Source organism: Chitinophaga sp. sic0106, assembly GCF_019219075.1.
Lineage (GTDB): Bacteria > Bacteroidota > Bacteroidia > Chitinophagales > Chitinophagaceae > Chitinophaga.
The window spans coordinates 141,914-167,754 of the sequence record NZ_JAHUWJ010000013.1 but is presented as its reverse complement, the minus strand read 5'-3'; the positions used below and the strand labels follow the sequence as shown (position 1 = coordinate 167,754).

Genomic DNA, 25,841 nt, shown 5'->3' with positions numbered 1-25,841 from the left:
CATGCAGTATCATATTTTGCCCGTAACCGAATCAGAATATCCCGAAGTCACCGCCGTTTGGGAAGCCGCAGTGCGTGCTACCCACGATTTCCTGACAGAAGCTGATATTCAATTTTTTAAACCGCTTATCCTCAATGAATTCCTGGACGCGGTATCGCTTTCATGTATAAAAGATGAAAAGGGGCATATACTCGGATTTGCAGGCACTGCGGATCGCAAACTGGAAATGCTGTTCATCGATCCTGCCGCAAGGGGGCAGGGAATTGGCAAAGCCCTGCTGCAATATGTAATAGCCCACCAGGCGGTGGATAAGGTGGATGTAAACGAGCAAAACGACCAGGCGGTAGGTTTCTATCTCCATAATGGATTTAAAACAATAGCACGCTCCGATGTGGATGGTATGGGCAAACCTTTTCCGCTACTATTGATGGAACTAAAAAAGTAATAACAGTAAGGTATAAACGTAATGATATTTTCCTGACTTTGTGATTTACTCAATTATGCGTTAATCTACACGGTATAAATACAAAAACGCCCGATCTCTTGCTGATCGGGCGTTTTCGTTTATGGTCGAGTATTACTACTCTACTCTTGTAATCTTCAATGTATTCGTTGGCAGGTGCAGTTTAACCGGCGTAGAACCAGTGTTTACTACTACGTCACCAGCTTTGATGAAACCTCTTTCTTTCAGGATGTTGATCTGATCGAAAACGATATCATCCAGTGATTCCTCTTCTTCGTAGAAGAAGGCGCGTACGCCCCAGCTCAGGCTCAGCTGATTCACCAGTGTTCTTTCTTTGGTGAATACATAGAGAGGAGAGCGTGGACGGTAGGAGCTGAGCATGAAGCCGGTGTAACCGCTTTGGGTCATACCGATCAGTGCGTCTGCGTCCAGGTCTTCCGCAATTTTACATGCATTGTAGCACAGTGCATCGCTGAGGAAGGTAGGAGAGTGACGGTGAGGGATCAGGTTACGGTTGTAAATGATAGCTTCTTTTTCCACTTCCTGGATAATTTTATTCATGGTCTGGATTACCAGCACAGGGAACTGACCTGTAGCAGTTTCGCCAGACAGCATCACCGCGTCAGCGCCTTCCAGTACCGCGTTTGCTACGTCGGTAATTTCAGAACGGTTAGGACGGGTGCGGTCCATCATGGATTCCATCATTTGCGTAGCCACAATTACAGGCTTCGCACGGTGGATACATTTACGGATAATATCTTTCTGGATCATCGGGATCTGCTCTACCGGCAGTTCCACACCGAGGTCACCACGGGCGATCATTACGCCATCGCTTTCCCAGATGATTTCTTTCAGGTTCTGGATTGCTTCAGGTTTCTCGATTTTAGAGATCACCTTCATTTTAGAATTACGTGCTTCCAGGCGCTTGCGCAGATCGATCAGGTCTTTTACACTTCTTACGAAGGAAAGGGCCACCCAGTCACATTCCTGGTCAATGATAAATTCCAGGTCAATGATATCTTTTTCTGTCAGGGCTGGGAGAGATACTTTGGTATCTGGCAGGTTAAAGCCTTTTTTACTGGACAGTACACCTGGCAGGGATACTTCCGCTTTAATTTCTCCTGCAGGAGTGATTTCTTTTACTACAGTCTCGATTTTACCATCATCCAGCAGAATTTTCTGTCCTGGACGCAGATCTTTATACAGGTCTGGGTAGGAAACATAGATTTTCTCCATATTACCCACCACTTTTTCGTTGATAAAAGTGAGGATATCGCCGGCTTTCAGCGGGAGAGCGTTGTTCTCGATTTCACCTACGCGCAGTTTAGGACCCTGCAGGTCGGCAAGAATTGCTACGTTGTAAGGTTCAGTTTTATTGATCTGGCGGATGTATTCGATGATCCGCAGTTTGTCCTCATGCGAGCCATGGGAGAAGTTCAGACGAAAAACGTTTACACCTGCTCTAACTAACTCCAACAATTTGTCATAGGTATCACTAGCGGGTCCTACGGTAGCCACAATTTTAGTTTTGTGGGAAGAGTGCTCTCTACCGGCAGCATTGTCCATCTGCTTGTGATAATATTTGGAAAGATCCTTTGTACTCATAAGTCTTATTTTTTAACTCGCAAGAATTTTTACTATCTTAAACCATTCAGGGTCAATCTCCTGTTTTGCTTTCACCGCTTTGTCCAGTGGAGTATATTGAATTTTATCATTCACTACACCGATCATTACATTGTGAATACCTTCCCGGAGTGCTTCCACGGCTGAATATCCCAATCTGCTCGCAAGAATACGATCCTGGCAGGTAGGGGAGCCTCCACGCTGGATATGACCGAGGATGGTCACACGTGTATCCAGCTGCGGGCAACTTTCTTTAATTCTGCGGGCTACTTCGTTGGCGCCTCCGGTTTCATCACCTTCCGCCACCACAATAAGATTAACGAGCTTTTTACGACGTTCGTTGGCCTGCAGTTCTTCAATAATTTCGTTTACTTCTGTCTTACGCTCGGGCAGCAATACGTGCTCGGCGCCAGTGGAGATCCCGCTGTGTAACGCAATGTAACCGGCATCACGGCCCATTACTTCGATTACAAACAAGCGATCGTGTGCATCTGCAGTGTCCCTGATCTTGTCGATGGCTTCAATAGCAGTGTTTACAGCTGTGTCAAATCCAATCGTAGAATCAGTACCCGCAATGTCCTTGTCAATAGTACCAGGCAAGCCTATACAAGGAATGTCAAATTCCTGGCTGAACTTCTGCGCCCCATTAAATGATCCATCACCGCCTATCACGACAATGCCATCAATGTTGTGCTTCTTCAGATTCTCATAAGCCTTTTTTCGCCCTTCATATTCATAGAACTCTTTGCACCGGGCGGTCTTCAATATGGTGCCTCCGCGTTGAATGATATTGGCAACAGATTTTGACTCCATCTGGAAAATGTCGTTTGTCAACATTCCCCGGTAGCCATACATGACGCCAAATACATTCAGCTGATGATAAATGCCCGTTCTTACGACAGCACGAACTGCGGCGTTCATGCCAGGAGCATCTCCTCCTGATGTAAGGACTGCAATGTTGTTCAATTTTTTCATATAAATTGCTAAAAAAATATCTTAAGGGCGCACAAAAATAACATTTTGGAATTGTTTTTCTAACTGTTATCTCATGAAATAACCTAAATTTTTAATTTTCATCAAACAAAGTAGAATTTTTTTTTAAAAATTATAGGCATGTTGAAAAAAACTAATAGGAGTTTGTTAATTATGAGTATGACTATTTTGACGGGACAGGCCATGGCGCAGCACTCTGCCAACATCAAATATCCGGAATCGAAGAAAATCGATGTAACGGATGATTACCACGGCACAAAAATTTCTGATCCCTATCGCTGGCTCGAAGACGACAACTCTCCAGAAACCAAAGCCTGGGTACAGGCACAGAACAAGGTAACACAGGATTATCTTGCCACTATCCCTTTCCGAAAAGATGTTAAAATAAGATTAGAAGAGCTCTGGAACTATCCGAAGTCTTCGGCACCTTTCAAAAAGGGGAAATATTATTATTTCTACAAAAATGATGGCCTCCAAAACCAGTCCATCCTCTACCGCTCCACTACCCCACAGGGCCCGGGTGAAGTGTTCATTGATCCAAATAAACTGTCTGAAAGCGGTACCGCCGCCCTCGGCAGCATCTCCTTCTCCAAAGATGGTAAGTATGCGGCCTACCTCATCGCCAGAGCAGGCTCCGACTGGCAGGATGGTTTCGTAATGGACGTGGAAACCAAACAATTGCTCTCGGATAGACTGGAATGGATTAAGTTCAGCGGTATGTCCTGGAAAGGCGATGGGTTCTATTACAGCCGTTACGACAAACCGGACGAGTCCTCTAAACTCTCCCGTAAAAATGAATTCCAAAAAGTCTATTTCCACAAAGTAGGGGACCCACAGGAGAAAGATGTGCTGGTATATGAAGATAAACAGCACCCGCTCCGCAACGCCGGCGTGGGCATCACCGAAGATGAGCGCTTCCTCATACTCCAAACCACCGAGGGTACTTCCGGTGCAGAAATCAGTGTTTGGGACCTGAAAAACCCTGCACAGAAAAATTTCAGTCTCCTCATACCTGGTTTTAAATTCGAACCGGACGTAATCGACAACAACGGTGATAAATTGCTCGTGCGCACCAACCACAACGCGCCGAACTATAAAATCGTGGAAATCGACCCCGCCCATCCGGAAGAAAGTAACTGGAAAACCATAATAGCCGAAAAGCCCGAAGCACTGCAAAGTGTAGGTACCGGCGGTGGTAAACTGTTCCTTAACTACCTCAAAGACGCTTCTTCCTACGTATATCAATATGATTACAACGGTAAAAACGGCAAACTGGTGAAACTCCCGGGTATCGGATCTGCCAGCGGCTTTGGCGCCGAAAAGGACCAGAAAGATTTTTATTATACCTATTCTTCCTTTGTAACACCGGCTACTATCTATAAATATGAGATCAGTTCCGGCAAATCCACCCTGTTCAGCAAAGCACAGGTAAAATTCAATCCGGAAGAATATGAAACCAAACAAGTGTTCTTCCCGAGTAAAGATGGTACCAAAGTGCCAATGTTCGTTTCCGGTAAAAAGGGATTCAAACTGGATGGCAATAATCCGGTACTGATTTACGGTTACGGTGGTTTCAATATCCCGCAAACACCGGGTTTCAGCGTGTCCAACCTCTACTTTATGGAACAGGGTGGCCTCTACGCAGTGGTATGCCTTCGCGGTGGCAGCGAGTATGGTGAAGCATGGCACAAAGCCGGTATGATGGAAAAGAAACAAAATGTATTCGATGACTTCATCGGTGCGGCGGAATACCTCGTGAAAGAAAAATATACCAACCCTTCCAGGATCGCCATCCGTGGCGGCTCCAATGGCGGTCTGCTGGTTGGCGCCTGTATGACCCAGCGTCCTGACCTGTATAAGGTAGCATTACCAGCCGTAGGAGTGATGGATATGCTACGCTTTCAGAAATTCACTATCGGCTGGGCATGGGTAACTGAATACGGTAGCAGCGATCATGCAGAACAATTTAAATATCTTATTAAATATTCTCCGCTGCACAACCTGAAACCAGGTGTTTCCTATCCGGCCACTATGGTAACCACCGCTGATCATGACGATCGCGTAGTACCTGCACACTCTTTCAAATTTGCAGCCACCCTGCAGGAAGATAACGCCGGCCCTAATCCGGTGTTGATCCGCATTGAAACTCAGGCAGGTCACGGTGCTGGTAAACCAACTTCAAAACTGATTGACGAAGCAACTGACCTATGGTCATTTACAATGTTTAATCTGGGAATGAAGAAATAGATTTATTAAGAAATAGTCAGAGGACCTTCGGTCCCCCGACTATTTCGGTAGCGCATCCCCCACGGGATGCGCTACCGAAATGCTAAATTCTACCAGGGGGAGGCCGCGCATCAGCGTAGTCTCCCCCTCTAAATTTACGGGGGCCTAAAGCGCTGGTCCCCCGAAAAGCTGTTTAAGCATCCCACCGTGCGCAGCACTGCAACCCAACCAATGACACCGAAGTTGTCATTGGAAATCGTCCGGGAAAAATTAATTGAAAGCCAGCCAGCGGAAAATTTTCCTTATCTTTAAAAGATAGCGTAAGAACTTGGCTTATGAACGTACTAATCACAGGCAGTAACGGATTGCTGGGACAGCATTTGATTCCACTATTTCTGAATGACAGCAGGTATAATGTCATCGCCACAGGGAGAGGACCCAACCGGATCCCGCAACGCGATAATTATACCTATGAGCCCTCGAACCTCCGTACCCCGGGAGCGGCAGCATCTCTCATAGAAAAATATAAACCTGAAATCATTATTCACGCTGCTGCCATGACGCAGGTAGATGAATGTGAAAAAAATAAAGACGCCTGCTGGGATATGAACGTAGGCGTTACCCGCTACCTCGTGCAGGCAGCAGAAAAAGCAAATGCATTCTTCCTGTTTGTATCTACCGACTTCATCTTCGATGGACTCAGCGGCCCTTACTCAGAAGAAGCACTTCCCAACCCGATCAACTACTACGGAACCAGCAAAGTGGCGGCCGAAAGAGTTGTGCAAAACAGCAAACTGCAATGGGCAATTGCCCGTACGGTGCTGGTATACGGCATTGTAGCCGACGCACACCGCAGCAATATGATCACCTGGGTGAAAAATAACCTCCAGCAAAACAAAAAGATAAAGGTAGTAGACGATCAGCTGCGTACACCCACCCTCTGTCAGGACCTGGCAATGGGCTGTAAACTGATCGTGGATAAAAAGGCTACCGGCGTTTTCAATATCTCCGGCAACGAAACACTTACGCCGTACGATATGGCCCTGAAAACAGCTAATTACTTCAATCTCGACACTTCCCTGATCGAAAAAATCAGCTCAAAGAGTTTGGCCCAGCCCGCGGCCCGTCCGGCAAAAACCGGCCTGATCACCGAAAAGGCTGAAAAAGAACTCGGCTACACCCCCCGCACCTTCGCAGAAGGTTTGGAAATTGTAGCCGAAGAACTCAATGGAAAATAATTCCTTTATTTAATGCTTTTCCAGGAATGCCTGGTTACCAAAGTCTTTTCTTACCTGCTGAATAGCGGTAGTGGTATCCGCATTGTCTACTTCCACAGCCAGGCGATAGGTGTCATCTTTTAAGTACATGATCACCTTACGGCCCCAGCTCAACTGACGCTGCAGTTTTTTACCTGCATCGGTGCTGTCTTTCGTAGTATAATATACCGCTACATATTTTGATGTGTCAATTACCGGCATTGCCGCTGCATTACTGTCCACCGCCATACTATCCACCGGCGTGGTTTGTAGAGCCGGCGTATCCTGGATCACCTCATCCATGGGGATATCCGTAATCGTATTCGCATGACGGTTTTGCTGAGAGATATACCACCAGGCACCCGCAGCAGCGCCTACCACTGCCACCGCCGCTACTGCCCACCACCATTTAAAACTACTTTCTTCCTCAATGGCTTCCAATACATTTTCTACTTCCTCCGTCATCACGGGCTCTATCGGCGCTATAGGTTCAGGTGCGGGGGGAGTTGGCTCCTCCTCCTCCCGAATAGGATAGAGGTCCAGCGACTCCTGTGTAACCGGCAGCTTCTCAGCAAAAAAGTGAATATTTCCTGCAAAATCACCCTGTAAAGTCCCGATTCCAGGCAATTCCATCGGTTTGCCGGTGCGGAGCTCGGCCTTCATTTCTTCCAGATATTTCTCCAGCTTGCGCTGGGCAACCGAAGGCACCAGGTTCTCTTTTAATGCAATCCACTCCACACACGAACCATCATCCTTATAGGTTTGACTGAACAACACCTGGTCCCAGGGGGGCGTCAGCGTTTGGCTGTTCACGTTATATTGGGCCGGGAAATGTTGTAAGGTAAAGGTGCCTAACTGGGGGATCACACAAACGCGCTGTCTGAAGAGTACTTCTTGTATGTATTGCTGCAAGATCATAGAGATAGTTAATAATTACATTGACCAAAACGTGATTGTATCGAATGCCGCGAAAGAAAGGGACCGAAGGTCCCTTTCTTTCGCGGCTCCAGGTTGCTGCCGAAGGCAGCAACCTGGAGCCGCCACAATTAATACGATGTCACAATAGCTTAATTACCAATATGAATTTAGAATTTAAATAGCAACCCACCAACTATATTAAAGCCATAGGATGGGTACAGGTAATAACGTTGATAATGGGAATTGAAGACATTGTTGGCATTTACCCACAATCCAAAGTTTTTGGTGATGTCGTACGACGCTCCCAGGTTCATGTCCCAGGCGCCAGCGGTTTTGCCAAAATCAGTTTGGTCCGACAGCAGATAATAAGCACCGCTCATGCTAAACAGATCGGCATTCAGGTGCAGCTTTTTACCAAGCAGATACGTAACGTTCAAATTTCCCTGGAAAGCAGGCAGGGCCCATGGCTTCAGCTGCGTTTCCTGTTTGTTATAGTTAAACCAGTCAAATGATACGCGCGCCTGGAACTTTTCTTCCTGGATATATCCCACTTCGGCATGCAGCTGGAAAGCACGCATTTCCGCTTCGTTCAGGGTGATAAATCGCTTGGAATCCAGGGTGTCATTGATAAACAACGGCAGATTGTACCAGGTTACGGATGCAAACTTGGTGTTGTAGTTAAAATGACTGCCCAAAGTACCTTTGATACCGGTATATTTCTCTTCTATCCGCGTGTTTTGCATATCTCCCAGGCTACCCAGGAAATAAGGGTTGCGGGAGGTCAGGTTGCGGTAGGAGTTCTTCTCGATATAGCTGATCCATCCACTGCTCAATATCAGTTTCTTACGGATCAGGTGCGTTTCGTTTACGATGTCGGGCAGCAGGTAGAACTTGCTGACACCGGGCGTATTACTCCAGGTAGGGTTCACGCCTGCGTGTAACACAAAGCCAGGGTAAATGATGTCTACCGCCGGATGCACCGCTACGATGTTGTTATTGATCGTTTTGTTATCGCCCTGTTTGTAGTTCGACAGGTCCAGCACACCTTCTGCCTGCAGGAAGATATTTTCAAATATCTGCTTGCGCACCGGCAGGTTTACCATGAATGCGCCTTCGTTGCGTTTATAGTTATCGTTAAAATAGATAAACTTCACTTTCGGCTTGATGGAAAATGCCCAGTCGTTGTTAGGCAGGTTGGAACCGGAAACCGTAGCGGTGATCTGGTTAAACACCTGTGCGATATCGCTTTTTTCCATCGGTGTCGTATGGTCGTAACCGTAGTAGTGCAGGCTGTTACGATCGTAAGCCAGGCTACCGTTCAACTGGAATTTGTCCATCAGGTAGGTACCGGCGGCCAGGGTGTTCAGGGTGCTGTAGTCCTGGTTTTCAATATCCTTTCCTTTTGATCCGGTATAATTTACAAAGAGACCATAGTTATACTGCTCGTGGCGGCCGCTTCCGAAGCCGGCCTGCACGAAAGGTGTACTAAGGTTTCCATAACCCAGCTTCACAAAATTATTTTGCAGCAGGTCCAGCGAATCTTTACCCAATGCCAGCGGTTTCAGTGGCGCTGCCTGGTACATGAAGTTGAGGTTTAAGGAAGGGACCTCATACTTCAGCGAAGGCCGCGCGGTATCCACACCTGGCAGCGAGGCTGTCAGATTCAGTTTGGCGGCATCACGGAGGCGCGGCTGGTAGGTGGAAATGATATCGATGGTTTCCTGTTTCAGGGAATCCTTTTGTGCAAAGGCTTGTTGATGCACCAGCCCCGTGAGGCCGAATGCGGCTATAAAAAAGAATCGTTTACCGTATATGTGATGAATGTTCATGCTGTCGTTATCTTAAATCCGGAACCCGGACGCTGATGAAAAATTATTTCTGATTTTTGCCGGCTGCTTTTTCATCAGCTTCGGCTTTGGCCAGTTTATCTTTAGCTTCCTGTTTCAGTTCCGGAATAGTAGAGTTGGTGGCAATACTCTGGAAGGTAGCCTTTGCATTGAAGTAATCCTTTTGTTTGGCATAAACATCACCCAGCAGGATATACGCTTTTGCTACCCAGTACTCGTAAGACGCCGTATTTTTGATGACGTCAAAACCGGCTTTCTCAGCAGCATCCAGCTCATTTTGCTGCAGATAGCTGTCAGCAATATCGTACCGTGCTTCTGCACCGATCTCTGATTTGGTTAAACCGGTTACCGTTTTAAACTCAGCAATTGCCGGGGCGTACTGACCATTTTGTTTCAGGGCTTTTGCGTGGTAGAAGTGACCGAGGATCTGATCGTCGGTACTGTTGTTACTTCCGGCCAGCAGCATTTCTGAATAGTTGGTCACTTCATCCCAATGTTTCAGCATGTAGTTACTACGCAGCAAACCGCGGGTGGCTGACAGGCTGTTTTCCTTGCTGCTGCTCAGGTCCTGCAGCTGTAAATAGTAACCGCGTGCCTTATCGTAATTTTTAACCTGGTAGTAGTTGATATTGGCGGCCTGTAATGCGGAGCGTTCTGCATACAGACTATTGTTGCGGGACAATACAAACTCGTAGGCAGGTAATGCTGTCGTATAGTCTTTATTGTTATAGCTGCATTCTGCCTTGTAGAAGTTAGCCGGTAATATAAACTGGCCCTCAGGGAACTTACGGATATAACTGTTGAAGGCGTTGATGGCACCGTCGCAGTCGTTGCTGGTGAAGCGTGCTTCAGCGGCAGCGTATGCCAGGGAATCCTCTGCGGAAGCGGATACGGTGCGACCGGTAGATTTCAGGAACGCGAGATAATCGTCAGTTTTGCCCTGGCCTACATAAATGGCTTTGATGCTCTGTAAGGCTTCACTGCTTTCCGGTGCGCCGGGGAACTTTTCTACGACCTGACGGTAATAGGTCAGTGCTTTTGATTCATTGTCTTTATTATAGTAGCAGAGACCTAATTTCAGCAGGGCACGGGGTGCATTGGGGCCGTTAGGTTGTTTCTGCAATACGTTTTCCAGATAAGGAATCGCTTCGTTAAACTTTTCGGCTGCCAGGTAGGTATTGGCAATTTCCATATCAGTTTCGTTGCCGAAGTTGCTGTTAGGAAACTTGTTGCCCAATTGCTTCAGCAACGCCAGTTTTTCACTCTGCTTGCCCTGGAGGCCGAGGATAATACTTTTCTGGTAGGTGGCGTAGTCGGCGCCTGGCTCATTATTGCTGATGATACGATCATACAGCGATAATGCTTTCGGAAACTGACGGAGCATATAGTAGCAGTCGGCAGCTCTCATCATGGCATCGTTGCTGATGCGCTGTGCGTTAGGGCCGCTGGCTTTTTGAGCGGATTCGAACCATGGCAGTGCTTCGCTGAAACGGTCCTGTTTGAGCAGGCTGTAACCGAGGTTGTAGCTGGCCGTTTGTGCGTTGGCTTCTCCGGAAAGAATGGCGGTGCTGCCGAGATAGGAATTCAGGTTACTGATGGCTGCTTCTGTTTTATTCTGGCGCAGGGCGATTTCTCCTTTCCAGAAGTAAGCGAGCTGCTTGATCTGTGCGTCGTAAGGATGTTTGATGGCGATATCCAGCAGGCGGTCGGCCTCAGCGAGCTGACCATCATTGATCAGCTGTGTGGCGCGGCCATAGGCCACTTTCTGGTATGCTTTCAGTACGGTCTGGTTTTTTTCGGGAATCATCTCGATGGTAGCCAGCCCTTCTTTATAGTTATTTGAATTCATGAAGAGGTTCACCATGATTTCGCGGGCCTCTTTATTGTAGGTTGAATTCGGATATTTCTGTACAAATTGTGTGAGCTCAGTAAGTGCTGCATCCGGGTAGCCCAGTTCATAGGATAATTTACCGTAGTTAAAACGGCTGATTTCCTGTTGCTGCGCGTTGGAGCTGTTGTTGGCACAATAAGCGAACGCGTTTCTGGCATTGGCTTTCTGGCCCGTGCGCAGGTAACAATCTCCCAACAGATACATAGAGTTCTGACCAAGAGAATCTTTAGCGCCACTCAGCTGTTTAAAGCCGGTGATTGCTTTTTGCAGGTTACCGGTTTGGTAGTAAGAGTAGGAGAGCTGGTAGATATCTTCATTTCTTACCTCGTCGGAATTATCCTGGAACTCCTGCAGGTAGGGGAGTGCCTTTGGATAATTTTTCTTTTCGAAGTAGGCTTTACCCACTAATTGTTTCAGCTCCGCTTCATAATACTGCCCACCCTGGTTGATCAGCGGTTCGCCGTAGGCGATCAGCTGGTCGGATTTACCCTGGAAGTAATAAATTTCGGCGATGTAATACGGTACAATATTGCTGTACTTAGGCTCTTTTACCACGCGCTGGAAGCTGGTAAGGGCCTCATTATACTGGCGGTTATTGTAGGCGATGAAGCCATAGTAGTAATTGGAGGGGAGGTAATATTTCCCTTCTATTTCCTTGATAGAGGCAAAGAGCGGTTGTGCTTTTTTGAACTCTTTCACATTGAAATAGCAGTAGGCCAGTTCAAACTTTGCATCGGCAATTTCATCGTTGGAGAGATTGTCGATATTGGCTTTTTCGTAGTATGGAATTGCCTCTTTGAGTTTGTTGGCGTGGAAATAATATTTTGCCAGCTGGTAGCTTACCAGTTGCTCGCGTGCGTTGTTATTGAAATATTTCAGGTAATCGAGTGCAATCTGCTCACCATTTGCCTGCTGCAGCTTTAATGCACAGATGGTATAGTAGTAATACGCATCTGACCGTACGAGGTCGCGATTGGTTTCGTGCCAGTAGGTGATGTTATCGATTGTTTGCTTGAAAAGCTGCATGGATACGGCATATTTTCCATGCTGGAAATATTGTTGCGCATCCTTGAAGGTTTTTTCCGGATCAGTGTAAATGCGTGTCTGCTGGGCGTGGGCGGCGGGTAAAGCCGCCAGTGTAGCACCGGCAAAGGCAAAAAGGGATAAGTACAGATGTCCCGGAACAATGATTTTTCTTATGACCTGCATGTTTTGCTATTATCTTGAATATGCGATTAAAACGAATACCGGGCAGAAATATTTTCTGTCCGGGCGATTACCTCCTGTTACATGATCCTCCAATCCGCTGTTTTGCCCTTACCAGTACTGGGTATAGTGCCGACAAAACAGATGAAAGCAAATATATATGTTATCTCCATTCTTTTCCGATTGTGTTCTACACAATGTGGATAACTCCGTATAGGCGGCAAAGGCATATACGCTATCTTGCGGAAAATCACTTTTCTTAGCAAAAACCTTACCTACTATGAGAAAACTGTTTTCTGCAGGCCACACCAATGGAGCCGTGTCTTTTCCCATGCTGTTGATGCGATTGGTTTTCGGAGGATTGATATTATTACATGGATGGCCAAAATTGCTTGGATTTGCATCAAAAAAGAATACCTTTCCTGACCCTTTTCACGTAGGCCATGCCGTTTCATTAGGGATGGTGGTGTTTGCGGAGGTTGCCTGTGCCATTTTCCTGATGATGGGTTTATTGACCCGCCTGGCCAGTGTGCCGCTTATTATTTGCATGTCAGTCGTTATTTTTGTGGTGCATGCACATGAGCCTATCGATAAGATAGAATTGCCACTGATGTACCTGGCGGCCTATCTCACGATCCTGTTTGTAGGGCCGGGCAAGGTGAGCATCGATAATCTGATTGCGTAATAAAAAACAGAATGGACCATGTTTATTAGTACCACTACAATACGGGTAAGATACGGAGAAACAGACCAGATGGGGTATCTCTATTATGGCAACTATGCGCTTTACTATGAAGTGGGCAGGGCAGAAGCCATCCGGGAGCTGGGATTTACCTACCGGGAGCTGGAAGAGCAAGGGGTGATGATGCCTGTGGCTGAATTGAATGCGAAATATTTCCGGCCGGCGACCTATGATAATCTCATAACGGTAAAGACTATACTAAAAGAGTTGCCTAAGAGCTCCAAGATCCAGTTTCACAGCGAATTGTACAACGAGAAAGGGGAATTGCTCAATGTGGGTGTTACCACGCTGGTGTTTGTAGATGTCAATACCAGGCAGAAATCAGGTCTTCCGGAAGTGCTGAGAGAGCGCCTGGCACCATTCTTTAACTAAAAAACCTGCGACGTGGATAAGATTACAGTCAGTATCATTACCATCGGCGATGAGTTGCTCATTGGCCAAACCATCGACACCAATTCTGCCTGGATGGCTCAGCAGCTGAATGCCATGGGCATATGGGTGCATCGTCGTGTAGCCATTGGGGATATACGGGAAGACATTTTGGCTACACTGGCAGCCGAAGCGGCCCTGTCAGATGTGGTACTGATGACAGGAGGGCTGGGTCCTACGGCAGATGACATTACCAAGCCTACCCTCTGCGAATATTTTAACACCCGCCTGGTGCAGGACCGGGATACCCTCCAGCGGGTACTGCATATGTTTGAAAGCAGAGGCCTGCCTATTCTGCAACGGAACGTAGATCAGGCCCTGGTGCCGGAAGCGGCTACCGTGATTCAGAATCACAGAGGCACCGCGCCGGGTATGTGGTTTGAAAAAGACGAAAAAATTTATGTATCCATGCCGGGTGTACCGCATGAAATGAAAGGCATCATGGAAAGTTTCGTGCTTCCCCGCCTGGAAACACATTTCAATACCCCTGCCGTTGTGCATCATACGCTGATCACCTCCGGGATGGGAGAGTCGTTTGTAGCGGAGCGGCTGGTGGACTTCGAAGCCAAACTGCCGCCACACATCAAACTGGCGTATCTGCCTAGTTACAGCCTACTCAAACTGCGGCTCACTGCCCAGGGAAAAGATAAAGTCAGCACTGCCGCGGAGTTGAGTTTATATTTTACGGAGCTCAAGGAAAGATTACCGGATATTTATGTAACAGACCAGGACGTAACTATCGGAGAGGTGCTGGGGCACGTATTGCTGAAGCGTAAAAAAACGATGGGTGCCGCTGAAAGCTGTACCGGTGGCCTGATTGGTAGCTGGATTACCGCCGTTTCCGGTAGCAGCGCCTATTATGAAGGGGGCGCTATCACTTACTCTAACGACATGAAAATGAAGATGCTGGGGGTAAAGAAAGCAACCCTGGCGGCGCATGGCGCTGTGAGTGAGGCTACCGTAAAAGAAATGCTGACCGGGGCGCTGGATCTGCTGGAAGTAGATTATGCCATAGCCGTTTCCGGTATCATGGGACCAACCGGCGGAACGGATGAAAAGCCTGTGGGTACCGTGTGGGTGGCCGTTGGCAGCCGCGAAAAAATGGTGACAGTTAAATATCATCTGCGCTACGACCGCGAACGAAATACACAAATGGCCGCTGTTTATGCGATGAACGAATTAAGGAAGCTGATATTGGAACTGGAGCCGGAAGAATTGAATTGATACAATTCCCTTATTTTTGTTGCGCACTAAACAAAGCTAAAATCAAGCTAAAATCAATCTTATGGCTATTGTAGAACTGGTAATGCCGAAAATGGGAGAAAGCATCATGGAAGCTACCATCCTGCGTTGGCATAAAAAGCCGGGAGATTCCGTTAAAGTGGATGAAACTGTGCTGGAAATTGCTACCGACAAGGTGGATAGCGAGGTTCCTTCTACTGCGGAAGGGGTCATTGCTGAACTCCTCTTTTCTGAAAATGACGTAGTGCCTGTAGGTACTGTCATTGCACGCATTAATACCAATGCCGATGCAGCAGCGGACACAACACCTGCTGCCCCTGTAACTACTGAACCCAAATTTACTGCCGCAGCTGCTCCTGTTGTAGCTGAGCAGGTGGCTGAACCTACGCCTGCCCCTGCTGGTGGCGGCGCACGATTCTATTCTCCACTGGTGCTTACCATTGCCCAGCAGGAGGGAGTTAGCTTCGCTGAACTGGAGAAACTGCCAGGCAGCGGAACAGAGGGCCGTGTAACCAAAAAGGATATACTGCAATATGTGGCAGATCGTAAAGAAGGTAAGGTAATTGCGGATGTTACGCCTGTTAATAACCAGGGCACAGCTGCCGCAGCGGCAGCTCCACGTCCGGCTACAGCAGTAACAGTTCCTTCTGCTACCTATAATGGCAATGTGGAAATCATTGAAATGGACCGCATGCGCAAGCTGATCGCCAATCACATGGTGATGAGCAAGCAGGTGAGCCCGCATGTTACCAGTTTCGCAGAAGCCGATGTAACCAACATGGTGAAATGGCGCGATCGCGTAAAAGGCGAATTCGAAAAGAGAGAAGGCGAGAAGCTGACTTTCACCCCGCTGTTTGTAGAGGCGATCGTAAAATGTTTGAAGCGCTTCCCGCTGATCAATTGTTCACTGGACGGCGACAAGATCATCATTAAGAAAGATATCAACGTGGGTATGGCTACTGCGCTGCCTTCCGGTAACCTGATTGTTCCGGTTATCAGAAGCGCCGACCAGCTTAACCTGGTAGGACTCACCAAACAGGTTAACGGCCTGGCTAATGCCGCACGTAACAATAAACTGAAACCGGAAGACACGCAGGGTGGTACTTTCACCCTTACCAACGTAGGTACTTTCGGTAGCCTCATGGGCACGCCAATCATCAACCAGCCGCAGGTGGCTATCCTGGCGGTGGGCGCCATTAAAAAACGTCCGGTGGTGATTGAAACCGAGCAGGGCGACAGCATCGCGATCAGGCACATGATGTACCTGTCTATGTCGTACGACCACAGAATTGTGGACGGTTCCCTGGGATCTACTTTCCTGTCGGCCGTGGCTACAGAGCTGGAGAATTTTGATCCTAAGAGAGGTATATAATTTGGGGACTTAGGGCCGGAGGCGCTGGGAATCCGAAACAAAAAAAGAGAGCTTTGCTCTCTTTTTTTATTTCGGTGGGAATCCGGGCTTCCATGCCGGGCCGGAATATACGCTCATGAAGTAAGATTTCAGATTCTTCTATGGCATATATCCGGTCTTCCACCCTGGCCTAATCCGTAAGAATATACGCTAATAAAAAAGGCGATTTCCGAAGAAACCGCCTTTTGAATTTTTTTAACAGCTTTACCGATAAAAAATAACTTAGTAGCGTCCACCACGATCGCCACGAGGACCACCATATCCTCCGCCACCACGGTTATTTCCACCACCTCTGAAATTATTGTTCGGTTGTTTTGGTCTTGCTTCGTTAACCATCAGTTGTTTGCCTTCAATTTCGCTACCATTTAAGCTTTCCATAGCTTTGGTTCCTTCTTCTTGATTAGGCATTTCCACAAAACCGAAACCGCGTGAGCGACCAGTTTCATGGTCCTTGATGATTTTTGCGGAGGTAACCTCTCCAAAGTCGCTGAAAATCTGATGCAGATCCTCATCGTTCAACCTATAATGCAGGTTGGCTACGTAAATGTTCATGATAACTGAAATTAAAAAAATGAAAAATAATGTACTGAAGTTAGGAAAATAAAGCCAATAAACTAATAGCCCTGAAAAAATATTTAAGATTTTATTATGTTTTTATAGGTATGACCCCCTAAAATCGTCTGTGAGCTTGAATTACAGTAGAAAAAATATTTTTTTAGCAAATCAGTTTTTACATTTTATAAGCACATTTTGCGGGAAAAAAATCGTAAATTAATAGTGTAATCCATTAAATAAAATTATCATGGGAGCCTTGAGCGAAACCTGGTTTGCGGATGGCTACATCGATTTCGAACTAAAGAAATACACGTTACTCGCATACCTTCAGGACATCAATCAGTACTTTGGTCAGCACAAATTGTACCCTCAGCTGGCCGATATTATTTTTCATTATAATAACCTGGTGTCTTTCCGGGAGAATAAACAGTTCCTGCAGCAACGCTTTCCCAAAAAGCTGAGTGAAGTAAACCTGGAAAAGTTGCAATTGCTGTATGAACAGATCATCGCCGATGATGAGCTGATGCAGGAATTGGAGAGCATTATTGAATTTGCCGTGAAAAAAATGGATGGCACCATCCGGGAAGGCACGGAGTTGTATGAATTTGTGGAGGACAAGCTGCACATAGCGCCGGTGGGCCTGGTGCCACTGGAAAGTTCCGAAGGGTACATGTTCCTCAGCGACGGCCGCTTCCGGGAAGTGCTGGTATATTCCTACCGCCTTACCATTTTCGAAAGGGCGGATGAAAAATTCAGGGGCATTCACATGAGCTTCCTCGATACTTATAAAAAGGACCTGATGCATACCTTCGAATACATCAAATCCCAGCTGATCCGCAGTCATAAGCAGTTGCCCAATCCCGCAGTATATAGTGTGGAAACAAACTTAGTACTGCCAATCAATGAAACGCTTTTGCCGGTTGCCAAAAGAACGCTGGTGAAATATATTGCTGCCTGAATGATTATTGCAGGGTGGCGCCGCTTAAGCGGGCGGTATCTCCTTCGAACCGTACATCAAGTACATGGTCTTTCAGGAAGGGGGCGTAGTATTGTTGCATAATGGCTACAATCTTGCCTTTGGATTTTTCAATGTAGGTGGGATTGTTTTCCAGCTGGGCTCTGGAAGTCTGGTATAACTTCTTTTGTACATCGGTGTAAGTTTCGTCGTCCTGAGAGAGGAACAACCCTTTTCTGTTGGCCGTTTCCATCCGGTCCACCTTCAGCTCATAGCTGAGCAGCTTTGGTGCCGGTAACTGAACGGTGATCCGCTTTTGGCTGATGTCTACCTTAAAATTGTTATCATTAACATCTACCCCAAACTTTGCCTGGTAGGGGATGGTTACCCAAATGGTGTTTTCAAGAAAAGTCTTTTTCAGGTTATCGGTCCAGTCGCTGGCTCCTTCCTCCAGGTTGCTGCGTTTGATGTTGGCAGAGCCTTGCACATCCAAACTGGCCAGTTCCGCTATTTCCTTTACAATGAGGCCGTTGGATATCACCTGCTGACTCATATTCTTACTGCCAAAAAAACGGCCCAGCCAGAACATGGCAAGCGCTATCACAACAAATACCAGTATGTAAATGATTTTCTTCATGACTGAAAATTACGAAAAATTAGGGGAACCTATAATACGTGTAGGCGTGGGCGTAAGTTGGATGAAAGATACCGGCAGCTTCGCTGCCGGTATCTTCGAAAGTAGGAGGACCGAAGGTCCTCCTACTTTCGAATGTATTAACGGGTTAGAGATGCTATCAACGCTTCATGCTGCGGATATGCCGCCTGCAGTGGGGCTCTTTCCGCGAGTTCGAAATCTGCAAAATCGAAGCCGGGCGCTACGGTACAGCCAGTGAGGGCGTAACCGCCCGGTACCTCGGTGCGACTCGCAAACCAGTTTCCGGCGGTAATGATTACCTGCAGGCGTTCGCCTTTTTCAAAGTCCTTGCCCAGTTGGTGTGTAATCAGGTTGCCACCTGGCTCTATCTCGTAAATGGTGAGAGAGTGGCCATCGTAAAAATGCCAGATCTCGTCTGCCGCTATGCGGTGAAACGCTGAAAACTCGCCATATTCCAGTAGAAAATAAATGCAGGTGGAGGCATTGCGGTTACCGGTGATGCCTGCCGGCAGGGTGCTCATATCCAGCATCCACTCAGAACGGTAGGTTTCCCGAAAGGCGCCCCCTTCAACGTGGGACTGTAACTGTAGCTTTTCCCGCCACCAGCTTGCTGAATATTGCATAGGTAGTCATTTGAGGACGGAAAGGTAGCGAAAAACCAGAATTTCAGGATTGTTTTTTCGTATATAGGTCAGGTTTAGCCACCGCCATAAAGCGGGATGGGTCTTCCAGGGGCGTAAAACCAAACTGTGCGTATAGGCCATGAGCGTCCTTGGTGCCCAATACTATGCGGCGAAGTTGCTGAGATTCAAAATAATCCATGATTACCCGCATCAGGAATTTGGAGAGACCCTGTCCGCGGTATTCGGGAAGGATAAAAACATCGGCGAGGTAGGCAAAGGTAGCTTTATCGGTAATCAGTCTGGCAAAGCCAACCTGTGCATCACCTTTATAAACGCCGTAGCATAAGGAACCGGCAATCATTCTTTCCACCACGTCCTGTGGAATATCCTTTGCCCAGTAGGAGTCCTGGCTAAGAAAACGCTGTATCAGCGCAGTGTCCAGCTTACTATTATCGGTAGATATACTAAATGGGCCTTCGAAAATCTCGGTAGTCATATCGGGTTAATTTACGAAGGCCCAAGGTAATAGATTCGTTATTAACTGGCAACTGCAACCATTTGGCGGTTGCCGGATGGCATCTGCGCAATGGTGGTAGCTACTGGCTCAAAATAGTCTGGTAATTCGCCGTTAAACAGCAGGTAATCCTTTACGAACATGGCCTGGTTGTAATACAGGTTACGGCTCATGGTGGCCTGCCATTGTGGAAAATTCAGCTGCTGTAAAGATTTTAAAGCAGTCTTAAATCTTGTCATGCGGGTGAAAAGCTGCGGCGGTATGCCGGTAACGGAGGTGAATATACGCTCCATCGTAGGGCGGGAAAGGTGGAATATATGTGCCAGCTCATCCAGGGAAATATTTCCTTTACGTGCCACGAGGTAATCCACCATTTCATCCACCTGGCGCAGGGAGCGACTACCGGCTTCGAGGCAATCACGGTAGGCATTATTCAGTACCGGAATAATACCATCTGGTGTCCTTACTTTGGCTATCCGGGCAGAGATATTAGCCCACATGTCGCCGCAGGTAACGTCCAGGTTGCGGTAGTAATTGGTAAATGCCGGTGTGTCCAGTCCAAGCAGTTTGTAACAACCATATACATTCAATTGCACAATCACCATTTTCACAGGGCCTTTCACCTGCAACTGGCAGGCACAGGTAAAGTGGCCAATGATCGAGTTGGCAGGCAACGTATAGGCAGGGTGGTTAGCCGGCTTCACCGTGGCTTCGCCCTCCTGGATGAAAACCATGTACTGGTCGCCCAGTGCAAATAAACTCTGTGGCAATTGAATCACGCCACGGGTGTTGTCTTCCCAATAGTAGTACTGCTTAACATACGGACGCAATGCGTCTTCCGGGTGATAAATTTGGAAGTTCATAGGCACAATGTTGCTGGTTTTATAGGATAATTTCTCGCTGCATAGGGTCATCATTGTAACATGATGATATTGTAAATATATGATAAATTCTTATATAAAGATTTTTTTATTGTTGGTTAGGAGGGACCGATACCTTCGGTATCGGTTGGGGAGGGTGCGCTGCGCGCCCGCTGCTGCTGTTAAGATTCCTCCACAGTTGACTTTATTATAGGGCAAGCTCCACAGCAGATTGCTCCGCACACGGCTGCTGGTAGGTGGCGGTTGGCTCCTGGCCATCACGTATGATTTAGTCGGTACGTGGGCTGGCGTGCCGGGCGTGCACCTCACACCACACACCACCGCAGGTACCTTTGTCACCTGTGCAAAACAAAAAGGCCTGGCTGATTCAGCCAGGCCTCATATACTTATACTAGTTCAGTTATTTCACCAGATCAAATCCCCAGTTTACACCCTTCTGTGTGGCCGGAACACCATATTCCATCCACTCCGGCGCCGCAGCACCTTTCAGCAGGTGATCAAAAAACTGCTGCTCACGGCGCGAAATATCCTTGCGGTTCTGGCGCTGCACCAGGTTGTGTGCCTCATTATTATAGTTCAGCATCCAAACTGGTTTGCCTAAGCGACGCAAGCCGGTAAACAGTTCAATACCCTGGTACCAAGGCACTGCACCATCGGCATCATTTGCCATAATCGCCAGCGGTGTATTTACCTTAGGCAGCATAAACAGCGGAGAGTTTTGCAGGTACAGCTCCGGCTTTTCCCAAAGGGTAGCGCCAATTCTGCTCTGCGTATGCTCATACTGGAATTGCCTGTTCATACCACTTTCCCAGCGGATACCGCCATAGGCACTGGTCATATTGGCCACCGGCGCACCGGCCCAGGCAGCCGCAAACAGGTTGGTTTGGGTAACCAGGTAGGCTACCTGGTAGCCACCCCAGCTCTGGCCCTGAATACCCATGTGCTTACCATCGGTATAAGGCTGTTTTGCCAGGTCCTCGGCCGCACTAACGATGTACTCATAAGCACTTTTACCTGGGTAACCTGATTCATAACTAATGTCCGGTGCAAATACCAGGTAGCCGCGACTCACAAAGAAACTGATATTCAGCCTCGAAGGAGTTGGAGCAGGGGCCTGGTAATTATACAGTCCGTCGGTTAACTTCTCATAGAAATAAAAGATAACAGGGTATTTTTTATTCGCATCAAAGTTCTCTGGTTTGTACAGGATACCTTCGGCTTTTTTACCGCTGAAAGTAGTCCATTTGTAGAGTTCTGCCGTACCCCAGTTGTAATCGTTCTGCTGCGGATTGGTGCTGGATATTTTAGCTGCCTTATCAATCGCAGTACCGAAATAAACATCCGGAGATGCCACATAGCTGGCCTTTACGAAGGAATATACGTCCGCATTTTTAGCTTTCGACAGGTCGTTGTAACTGTTAGGGCCCAGTACTATTTGTACGGGATTTGCCAGTTTCGCTTTACCGCCAGGCAACTGCATGCTGAAATAACCATTGTACTTGGTGGTATCGGCAAAGGCAGTCATGATGCGGGTTTGACCTGCTTTATAGGATGTTTCTTCCGGGTCCAGGCGTACGATACGCAGCTTTACCGCGTTTTTGCGGCCATAACCGTTTGTAACATTCACCGGTGCTTTAGCGCCGGTAGGATCTAACTGCCATACATCATAGCGATCGTATACATATACGTAGTTGTCCTGCTCCATCCAGCCTGCCAGTCCGTAGGCATCCGGTAAGTCCGGATGATCATCTTCTTCATCATATAATTGTACCGGCACTTTGGAGGAAATATTAGTGGTAGCGCCGCTTTCGGTGTTATAGGTCCAATAGCTTTTATCGGCCAGGTCGTACCACAGTATATATTTTCCTTTGGGAGATATGGAGTACATGCCGTCCAGTTTCGCTTTTACCTTTTTACGGGTACCGTTTGTAAGGTCTACCAGGTAAGCCGATTTGAGGCTGCGGCCAATCCATTGCAGCTGTATGCGGTCTTCTTTATCGGTATAGCCCAGGGCGTATTTGCCATCTCCTTTGTCGGAGCTGATCACCGTTTCCAGGTCTTTATCTGCCAGCTGAATAGCCCTGTTAGCGCCAGGATAGTACACTGCCAGGAAGGTTCTTTTCAGTTCCTTATCTGCATTTTTCAGCTGCATAGGTTGCAGATAGTCGTCCTTATAGTTCCAGATGTCCACCTTGGCTACTTCGAAATCCACGATGGTAGTGTCTTTCGGAGGAAGGATCGGTGCTGTGCCAAAGAACAGGCGCTCATTGTTTTCCGAAAAGTTCAGATTGCCGTTAGGGCTTACATTCCATTTGGAAGGGATGGCGCTGTTATTTTTGTCTACCACTACCAGGGCGCTGTCGGCGCCAGGTTTATAGAAATACAGGGCGTAAAATTGCTGCAGTGATTTGGCGCTGTCGCGCGTAGCGAGGTAAGCGGCCTGTTCTCCTTTATTATCGAGGGTAAGCTGTTTATAATCGCCGTAGCCGCGACTCAGCGTATCCGCTTTGCGGCTGGCAGTATGCCACAACACAACGCCGGTGCGGGAGAGGGAATCTTTCTTATTGCCGCTGATAGCCACCAGGATGTTATTGCCTGGTTTACTCACCGTATAGGCGGTAGCGTTTTTGATGGTGTCCTGGGTGCCTTTGAACAGCTGACGGATGACCAGCATTCCGTTGTCGCTCTTATCGGCGCCTGCCTTGTCGTCATCTTCGCGGTCATCATCCTTTTTTGCCGGTGCTTTTGCGCTTTTACCTTTGGTGGTATCCGCCGGTGTTTCAGCGAGGAAGGCGAGGAGGCCGTTGCCTTTGGCCGGTGTTTTAAAAGATTTTACGTTCGCGATTTTTTCGATCTGACCGGTAGCCAGCGTTACGATCACGAGGGAATCCTTTGGCAGTTCGGCAGGCTTTTTCTTTTTGATTTTGCCTTCACGAATTAACTTGAAAGGAGGTTTGATGGTGCTGATCACGAATTTGGAATCTTCTGTGATCACCGGCAGGCCACCACGTGGCACAACCGTTTCTTTGCCCGTTTTACGGTCAAAGATAATGAGTCGGCCATCCCCTTCCTGCGGGTTGATGGTATAGGCGATCCATTGCCCGTCGTTGCTGATAACTTTTGCTCCGGCAGTTTCCCATCCGTCGTACACGCTGTGATCCAGCGGTTTTTTGGATGGCTGTTGCGCATAGGTCATAAGGGCGGTTCCCATCAGCAGGGAGCCCAGAACATATTTTCTCATAAGCGCTAATATAGATTGCAGATTTTAATTGGTCAAGATACAAAACGCCGGACGCTTGTATATAAAAAAAAGGATGGACGTACAATAGGCTACATGGAAAGCCGGTTCATTTTCGATAGTTTTGGCACAAAGTGAACAGGATTCATGAAGCATGTCATGACAGATGAAGATTTATTACAAGCTGTTTCTGCTGGAGATACAGCAGCTTTCAGGATCTTTTTTGACACCCACCGCCCTAAACTGTATGGATTTATCCTGAATATGGTCAAGTCGCGGGAGGTGGCAGAAGAGATTGTGATGGATGTATTCATGCGTATCTGGCAGCAGCGGGAGCTGTTGCAGTGGGTAAAAAACAGGGATGGCTTCCTTTTTAAGGTGGCCTATAACAAATCGGTGGATTTTCTGCGTGCAGCCGCCCGCAGCCCGGAGCTGGAGCAGGCCCTCTGGGAGGAGTTGCAGCCGGTAAGCGATGTATACGCTGATACCCGCCTGCTCCTGCGCGATTACGAAGCCCGCCTCCGTGAAGCCATGGACCAGCTGCCTGCCAAACGCCGGCAGGTATACATCCTTAGCCGTGAGCATGGCTATACGCATGACCAGATCGCAGAAATGCTTCATATCTCTAAAAATACCGTCAACAATCACATCGTCAGCAGCCAGCAATTTATCCGTAACTACCTGTCAAAACGGCTGGACCTGGGTAGCACCGCGTTTATTGCCTTTGTCATCAGCCATCTTTAAAAAAAAATATTCCGGAAGAATAGTTGTCCGGTTAATTTCTGTCGTCAATACTTATAACAGTGAACAAATCATCTATGCCGGAGGCAGACTGGAAACATATTGTAGATAAATACCTGAATAACACCTGCACCCGTGAGGAGCTGCAACAGTTATTACGTTGGGTGAATGAAGAGCCGGATAATGAGGCCCTTGTATCCCTGCTGCGTATCCGCTGGGAGCAACAGCAACCAGTGGCTGGTGAGGAGGATGCTAACCACTGGAACCAGCGCTTCGATGCGTTGATAACGCCGCAGCCACGGCGCATGCTGATTTCCAAACGTGCTATACTGGCGGCAGCAGCCACCATTTTACTGCTGCTGACAACGAGCCTTGCCTACTATTTATACACATCCCATACATCCATTGTTGCTACCCCGGCCATCGTGCATACTCAGGATGTACCTCCGGGAGGCAACCGGGCAATGCTCACCCTGGCGGATGGCACCCAGATATCACTTGACAGCGCGGCCAATGGCGTGCTGGCCACCCAGGGCAGCACCAGCATCTCCAAGAAACAAAATGGACAAATTGCCTATAATGGCACTAATGCCAATGCGCTACACCAGTTCAATACCCTGAGCATTCCCAAGGCGGGCAAATACTCCCTGGTACTGCCGGACGGAAGTAAAATATGGCTCAACTCCGCATCCTCCCTGCGTTACCCGCTGGCATTCGGCAAGGAAAGACGCGTGAGGCTGACCGGTGAAGCCTATTTTGAAATAGCCACCGACGCTAAACGACCTTTTATTGTGGAAGTAAACAGCAGTGAACTGCAGGTCCTGGGTACCGCCTTTAACGTGATGGCCTATACGGAAGAAGGACAAACCAAAACCACGCTGGTAGATGGTTCCCTGGCGGTAAACTACCAGGGCAGCCGCAGCTTGCTCAAACCCGGGCAGCAAGCCACCATCACCACAGACAGTAAAGACATAACAGTAGCAACAGCAGACCTCGAAGAAGCACTGGCCTGGAAAAACGACAGATTTTACTTTAATAACACGGATATACGTACCGCTATGCGTCAACTGGAGCGCTGGTATGATGTAGACGTGACCTTTCGCGATACGCTGAATATGCGGCTCAACGGCACTGTGAGTCGCACGGTAAGCATATCCGGGGTATTAAAACTGCTTACCCTTACCGGCGAAGCCAACTTTAGCATCCAGGGAAAAACAGTCACCGTAGGAAAATAGTCCTGTAAATATTTATCAACCAAAAATCGAACACCATGAAAAGCAACTAGTCTATTTCACAGCATTCATAAAAATGCCGGCGGTCTCGAACACCACCGGCAGGTTTGAGATAATGCTTCCACATTTTTGACAGAACGTATTCTACACTATCCAAACAGTTACAAAAGTATGTATTTGCGCACTCTAATCAAAGGTAC

General features: G+C 47.7%; 21 protein-coding genes. 10 read left to right on the top strand and 11 right to left on the bottom strand.

Annotation, left to right across the window (positions count from 1 at the left end):
* Position 1: 1 nt before the first annotated feature.
* Entirely contained in the window at positions 2-445 is a 444-nt protein-coding gene (locus KW844_RS19265; RefSeq protein WP_218378412.1) for a GNAT family N-acetyltransferase, read from the top strand.
* 135 nt (positions 446-580) lie between these two features.
* On the opposite strand, the gene pyk is transcribed toward KW844_RS19265, so the two are convergent.
* On the bottom strand, positions 581-2,068 hold the full coding sequence (pyk, locus tag KW844_RS19260) for a pyruvate kinase (protein WP_218378411.1): 1,488 nt from the start codon (positions 2,066-2,068) through the stop codon (positions 581-583).
* Positions 2,069-2,080: 12 nt separating this feature from the next.
* Positions 2,081-3,061, bottom strand: a complete 981-nt coding sequence (gene pfkA / locus KW844_RS19255) for a 6-phosphofructokinase (protein WP_218378410.1) — start codon at positions 3,059-3,061, stop codon at positions 2,081-2,083.
* Positions 3,062-3,238: 177 nt separating this feature from the next.
* On the opposite strand from pfkA, the gene KW844_RS19250 reads away from it, so the two are divergent.
* Entirely contained in the window at positions 3,239-5,326 is a 2,088-nt protein-coding gene (locus KW844_RS19250; protein WP_255578527.1) for a prolyl oligopeptidase family protein, read from the top strand.
* A 314-nt stretch (positions 5,327-5,640) separates the two neighbouring features.
* Complete coding sequence (locus KW844_RS19245; RefSeq protein ID WP_218378409.1) at positions 5,641-6,543, top strand: SDR family oxidoreductase; 903 nt, start codon at positions 5,641-5,643, stop codon at positions 6,541-6,543.
* A 9-nt stretch (positions 6,544-6,552) separates the two neighbouring features.
* Here KW844_RS19245 and KW844_RS19240 read toward each other — a convergent pair whose 3' ends face one another.
* The 3 genes from KW844_RS19240 to KW844_RS19230 form a co-directional block, all read right to left on the bottom strand.
* Entirely contained in the window at positions 6,553-7,479 is a 927-nt protein-coding gene (locus tag KW844_RS19240) for a hypothetical protein (protein ID WP_218378408.1), read from the bottom strand.
* Between the two features lie 167 nt (positions 7,480-7,646).
* Positions 7,647-9,308: a TonB-dependent receptor gene (locus tag KW844_RS19235; protein WP_218378407.1), complete on the bottom strand. Its 1,662-nt coding sequence runs from the start codon at positions 9,306-9,308 to the stop codon at positions 7,647-7,649.
* Positions 9,309-9,351: 43 nt separating this feature from the next.
* Positions 9,352-12,426: a tetratricopeptide repeat protein gene (locus tag KW844_RS19230; RefSeq protein WP_218378406.1), complete on the bottom strand. Its 3,075-nt coding sequence runs from the start codon at positions 12,424-12,426 to the stop codon at positions 9,352-9,354.
* Positions 12,427-12,703: 277 nt separating this feature from the next.
* On the opposite strand from KW844_RS19230, the gene KW844_RS19225 reads away from it, so the two are divergent.
* From KW844_RS19225 to KW844_RS19210, 4 genes are all read left to right on the top strand, one after another.
* Complete coding sequence (locus tag KW844_RS19225) at positions 12,704-13,108, top strand: DoxX family protein (RefSeq protein WP_218378405.1); 405 nt, start codon at positions 12,704-12,706, stop codon at positions 13,106-13,108.
* 18 nt (positions 13,109-13,126) lie between these two features.
* Complete coding sequence (locus KW844_RS19220; protein ID WP_218378404.1) at positions 13,127-13,537, top strand: thioesterase family protein; 411 nt, start codon at positions 13,127-13,129, stop codon at positions 13,535-13,537.
* A gap of 12 nt (positions 13,538-13,549) precedes the next feature.
* Positions 13,550-14,818, top strand: coding sequence for a CinA family nicotinamide mononucleotide deamidase-related protein (locus KW844_RS19215; protein ID WP_370626501.1), 1,269 nt, complete (start codon positions 13,550-13,552; stop codon positions 14,816-14,818).
* 61 nt (positions 14,819-14,879) lie between these two features.
* Positions 14,880-16,208: a dihydrolipoamide acetyltransferase family protein gene (locus tag KW844_RS19210; RefSeq protein ID WP_218378403.1), complete on the top strand. Its 1,329-nt coding sequence runs from the start codon at positions 14,880-14,882 to the stop codon at positions 16,206-16,208.
* A gap of 261 nt (positions 16,209-16,469) precedes the next feature.
* On the opposite strand, the gene KW844_RS19205 is transcribed toward KW844_RS19210, so the two are convergent.
* Positions 16,470-16,799, bottom strand: coding sequence for an RNA-binding protein (locus tag KW844_RS19205; RefSeq protein WP_073081181.1), 330 nt, complete (start codon positions 16,797-16,799; stop codon positions 16,470-16,472).
* Between the two features lie 250 nt (positions 16,800-17,049).
* On the opposite strand from KW844_RS19205, the gene KW844_RS19200 reads away from it, so the two are divergent.
* Complete coding sequence (locus KW844_RS19200; protein ID WP_218378402.1) at positions 17,050-17,760, top strand: hypothetical protein; 711 nt, start codon at positions 17,050-17,052, stop codon at positions 17,758-17,760.
* A gap of 4 nt (positions 17,761-17,764) precedes the next feature.
* Here KW844_RS19200 and KW844_RS19195 read toward each other — a convergent pair whose 3' ends face one another.
* The 5 genes from KW844_RS19195 to KW844_RS19175 all read right to left on the bottom strand — a co-directional run bounded on the left by KW844_RS19195 (position 17,765) and on the right by KW844_RS19175 (position 23,671).
* Positions 17,765-18,394, bottom strand: a complete 630-nt coding sequence (locus KW844_RS19195) for a DUF4230 domain-containing protein (RefSeq protein WP_218378401.1) — start codon at positions 18,392-18,394, stop codon at positions 17,765-17,767.
* 137 nt (positions 18,395-18,531) lie between these two features.
* The gene (locus KW844_RS19190; RefSeq protein WP_218378400.1) at positions 18,532-19,035 is read right to left on the bottom strand and encodes a cupin domain-containing protein; all 504 of its coding nucleotides are present in this window, start codon (positions 19,033-19,035) and stop codon (positions 18,532-18,534) included.
* Positions 19,036-19,078: 43 nt separating this feature from the next.
* Positions 19,079-19,531: a GNAT family N-acetyltransferase gene (locus KW844_RS19185; protein ID WP_218378399.1), complete on the bottom strand. Its 453-nt coding sequence runs from the start codon at positions 19,529-19,531 to the stop codon at positions 19,079-19,081.
* Positions 19,532-19,572: 41 nt separating this feature from the next.
* Positions 19,573-20,466 (bottom strand): DUF6597 domain-containing transcriptional factor, encoded by an 894-nt coding sequence (locus KW844_RS19180; protein WP_218378398.1) that lies wholly within the window; start codon positions 20,464-20,466, stop codon positions 19,573-19,575.
* Between the two features lie 364 nt (positions 20,467-20,830).
* Positions 20,831-23,671 carry a S9 family peptidase gene (locus tag KW844_RS19175; protein WP_218378397.1) on the bottom strand — a complete coding sequence of 947 codons (2,841 nt, stop codon included), beginning with the start codon at positions 23,669-23,671 and terminating at the stop codon, positions 20,831-20,833.
* Between the two features lie 144 nt (positions 23,672-23,815).
* On the opposite strand from KW844_RS19175, the gene KW844_RS19170 reads away from it, so the two are divergent.
* Positions 23,816-24,412 (top strand): RNA polymerase sigma factor, encoded by a 597-nt coding sequence (locus KW844_RS19170; protein ID WP_218378396.1) that lies wholly within the window; start codon positions 23,816-23,818, stop codon positions 24,410-24,412.
* A 59-nt stretch (positions 24,413-24,471) separates the two neighbouring features.
* A complete protein-coding gene (locus tag KW844_RS19165; protein ID WP_218378395.1) occupies positions 24,472-25,644 on the top strand; it encodes a FecR domain-containing protein in 1,173 nt (390 codons plus the stop codon).
* Positions 25,645-25,841: the final 197 nt, after the last annotated feature.

What these genes read in the sequence shown, in the direction of transcription:
- KW844_RS19240 (WP_218378408.1), bottom strand. Translation starts at nt 7,479, where the DNA reads ATGATCTTGCAGCAATACATACAAGAAGTACTCTTCAGACAGCGCGTT.
- KW844_RS19220 (WP_218378404.1), top strand. Translation starts at nt 13,127, where the DNA reads ATGTTTATTAGTACCACTACAATACGGGTAAGATACGGAGAAACAGAC.
- KW844_RS19170 (WP_218378396.1), top strand. Translation starts at nt 23,816, where the DNA reads ATGAAGCATGTCATGACAGATGAAGATTTATTACAAGCTGTTTCTGCT.
- KW844_RS19200 (WP_218378402.1), top strand. Translation starts at nt 17,050, where the DNA reads ATGGGAGCCTTGAGCGAAACCTGGTTTGCGGATGGCTACATCGATTTC.
- KW844_RS19190 (WP_218378400.1), bottom strand. Translation starts at nt 19,035, where the DNA reads ATGCAATATTCAGCAAGCTGGTGGCGGGAAAAGCTACAGTTACAGTCC.
- KW844_RS19180 (WP_218378398.1), bottom strand. Translation starts at nt 20,466, where the DNA reads ATGATGACCCTATGCAGCGAGAAATTATCCTATAAAACCAGCAACATT.
- KW844_RS19175 (WP_218378397.1), bottom strand. Translation starts at nt 23,671, where the DNA reads ATGAGAAAATATGTTCTGGGCTCCCTGCTGATGGGAACCGCCCTTATG.
- KW844_RS19250 (WP_255578527.1), top strand. Translation starts at nt 3,239, where the DNA reads ATGACTATTTTGACGGGACAGGCCATGGCGCAGCACTCTGCCAACATC.
- KW844_RS19185 (WP_218378399.1), bottom strand. Translation starts at nt 19,531, where the DNA reads ATGACTACCGAGATTTTCGAAGGCCCATTTAGTATATCTACCGATAAT.
- KW844_RS19235 (WP_218378407.1), bottom strand. Translation starts at nt 9,308, where the DNA reads ATGAACATTCATCACATATACGGTAAACGATTCTTTTTTATAGCCGCA.
- KW844_RS19225 (WP_218378405.1), top strand. Translation starts at nt 12,704, where the DNA reads ATGAGAAAACTGTTTTCTGCAGGCCACACCAATGGAGCCGTGTCTTTT.
- pfkA (WP_218378410.1), bottom strand. Translation starts at nt 3,061, where the DNA reads ATGAAAAAATTGAACAACATTGCAGTCCTTACATCAGGAGGAGATGCT.
- pyk (WP_218378411.1), bottom strand. Translation starts at nt 2,068, where the DNA reads ATGAGTACAAAGGATCTTTCCAAATATTATCACAAGCAGATGGACAAT.
- KW844_RS19230 (WP_218378406.1), bottom strand. Translation starts at nt 12,426, where the DNA reads ATGCAGGTCATAAGAAAAATCATTGTTCCGGGACATCTGTACTTATCC.
- KW844_RS19195 (WP_218378401.1), bottom strand. Translation starts at nt 18,394, where the DNA reads ATGAAGAAAATCATTTACATACTGGTATTTGTTGTGATAGCGCTTGCC.
- KW844_RS19210 (WP_218378403.1), top strand. Translation starts at nt 14,880, where the DNA reads ATGGCTATTGTAGAACTGGTAATGCCGAAAATGGGAGAAAGCATCATG.
- KW844_RS19205 (WP_073081181.1), bottom strand. Translation starts at nt 16,799, where the DNA reads ATGAACATTTACGTAGCCAACCTGCATTATAGGTTGAACGATGAGGAT.
- KW844_RS19245 (WP_218378409.1), top strand. Translation starts at nt 5,641, where the DNA reads ATGAACGTACTAATCACAGGCAGTAACGGATTGCTGGGACAGCATTTG.
- KW844_RS19265 (WP_218378412.1), top strand. Translation starts at nt 2, where the DNA reads ATGCAGTATCATATTTTGCCCGTAACCGAATCAGAATATCCCGAAGTC.